Source organism: Pseudarthrobacter sulfonivorans (genome assembly GCF_014712225.1).
Taxonomy (GTDB): domain Bacteria; phylum Actinomycetota; class Actinomycetes; order Actinomycetales; family Micrococcaceae; genus Arthrobacter; species Arthrobacter sulfonivorans.
The window spans coordinates 1-2,251 of sequence record NZ_JACXBW010000036.1 but is presented as its reverse complement, the minus strand read 5'-3'; the positions used below and the strand labels follow the sequence as shown (position 1 = coordinate 2,251).

Annotated in this window: 2 protein-coding genes; one reads left to right on the top strand and one right to left on the bottom strand. The window is 65.4% G+C overall.

From position 1 onward, the window contains the following. Positions 1-761: 761 nt before the first annotated feature. A complete protein-coding gene (locus IAQ70_RS22410; RefSeq protein ID WP_190992156.1) occupies positions 762-1,103 on the top strand; it encodes a YciI family protein in 342 nt (113 codons plus the stop codon). Positions 1,104-2,010: 907 nt separating this feature from the next. On the opposite strand, the gene IAQ70_RS22970 is transcribed toward IAQ70_RS22410, so the two are convergent. Continuing rightward, the coding region (locus IAQ70_RS22970; RefSeq protein WP_223860562.1) for a hypothetical protein at positions 2,011-2,251 on the bottom strand (241 nt) is incomplete at its 5' end.

Sequence of the window (2,251 nt, the reverse complement as noted above, 5' to 3'; positions counted from 1 at the left end):
GGAACCCGCCCGGAACCACTCACGCCAGCACCACGCCCGGGGGCCCCGGACCGCGGCCCCCACACCCCTTCGGCACCCCCCGCCCCGGCACCGCCGTCGAACCCCCACCAACTACCAGAGCGTCCACCGGAAAACGGGCCTGTGAAGTTGGTCATGAAGGCGGATGACATCGCCGCAGTGATCCTGTCGCCAGCCAGCCAGATATACCTCGTCGACGCCGACTCCAGGGCCGCCGGCGACAGCACCCAGACCGCCAGCAGTCCGGAACTGCTGAGTAGGCCTTCGCAACTTCCTGTTCCGCAGCTTCCAGTCGGCGGCCTAGCGTCCGCAATATCGGGGCCGCCTGACCCACATCTGGGCAGCCACCGGTGCGGCAGGCTGTGGCGACTTCGAGGACCGCGGGACGCCGGCCCAACGGCTCGTGCGCCAACTCCCGGGTCGCCGGGTACCGCACCATGCATCGAGCCCGCGACGTCCACACCACCGGCCGATCGGATCGCCGGGCGCGTCGACCCGAAATGCCCGTAATGCACGATCGGGCACGAGCCGACACAGCGCGGTCAGATCAGCACAGGCAAAAGCGGTCGTGGGGCAGGGTTGATCACTTTCATCAGACGGTACCGCTCGAGCAGGCTTTGCGGGTCGGTCCACGATCTCCCTTGACGACATGCCGGGAGCAGGAGCCATAATCGGGCTGTGCACCAGAGCGGTGCCGCGGGAAGAGCCGACGGATGTTGCCGCAGCTGGTGAGGAGTCCTCCAATGACGAAGTACCTGATCTCGTTCCCCAGTGAGGCCATGGTCATCCCCGAGGAGGACTTCCAAGCGGTGGTCGAGGCCTCGCACGCCGTCATCGATGAGGCCAAGGCAGCGGGCGTGTATGTCTTTGGCGGCGGCATCGATGAGGGCGTCGAGCCAGTGCTCGTGGCGGGTGACGGCGCCGTCACCGAGGGGACATACCCAGGTCACAAGGTGCCCAACGGCGGTTACGCCGTTCTCGAGCTGCCCTCGCGGGAGTCGGCACTTGAGTGGGCCGCGAAGATTGCCATCGCGTGCTGCTGCTCGCAAGAGGTCCGGCAGTTCCACTACGACCCGGCAAGCTGATGAAGGCAAACTCGGCCAGAGCCGGCAGTGCGTCGCGCCATAAGCAACGTACAGCACCGCATCGGGCAGGGGACGGCGACCTATGGCCCGTTGCGGGGCTACCCGTAGATCGGAGTCGTCGGCCTCTGTTGTACGCCAGCGCCTGGACCAGCCGTCTCGAGGTTGGATGTCGCCCCAGGAGGGCGTCCCTTACGACCGTCCGCCGGGGGCGTCGGTTCGTACGATACAACCCGACTGGATGCGGGCTCTACACCTTCAACTGCGAAGCCGCCTTTGTCTCGCCCGTTTCATGGCCCACTTCCAGGGTCACTTGTCCCTGGTGCGGTAGCAGCGGGGCCCAGCCGCAATCTCTCGCGGCATGGCATGTCGCCGTGGTCGGAGCAGACATCGTTGGCTCCGGCTAGGCCGTCGACTACCTGTCCCCCCAGCATTCGCGTGGCGTGGGTGAAAGGCGCCGGTACAGCCATCGGCCAAGGTCCGGCCTGTGTTAGACACAGCGTGGCTCATGCGCGGTTGGTTCCTCCGCTCCGCGAATACGCCGATACAGACGACTTCATTGACACCACGGCCGCCGACGCCGACGGGGAGCTCGCCGGGCACTGGACGGGTAGCGCTGCGCCAACGGGACGAATCCCATGTTGCAGCTCTTGGTCGCCGGAAGGCCACCAGTCAGCCGCCGTTGCCGTATCGCAGACCAGCCCGCCGGTCGCTCCGTGGCCGAGCGTTGCTCAGGCCTGTCGACGCCGGCGGTGGGATCCATACGAAGCGTCAGGCGCAATGCTGGTCCTGGGCTTGGTGGCGGTGTGATCCAGTGAACAGGGTGTGGTTTGGGTGTGAGGGTGGTCCGGCGGCTTTGGAAGGGTGCAGATTCGGTGTGGTGGCGGGGTTTTTTGGGTGTGGGGGGGTGTTATTGGTGGATTTGCGGTGTGGGTTCGGGGCGTGTATTGTTTTCTGAGTCGCCGCCGCTGATGCGGGAAAATAGCGACAAACCCCCTTTGTTCAACAGCCTGAAATATGGTGCGCTTTGCGGCGTGTCGGGTTCGGGTGGGGCTGGTTTGTGGGAGCGGCAAGTCGCGGAAACGCTGATTTGCAAAGCTCGCCGAAACCGGGTAAGTTTGAAAAGTTGCTCCGGAGCGATCCACGGCTGA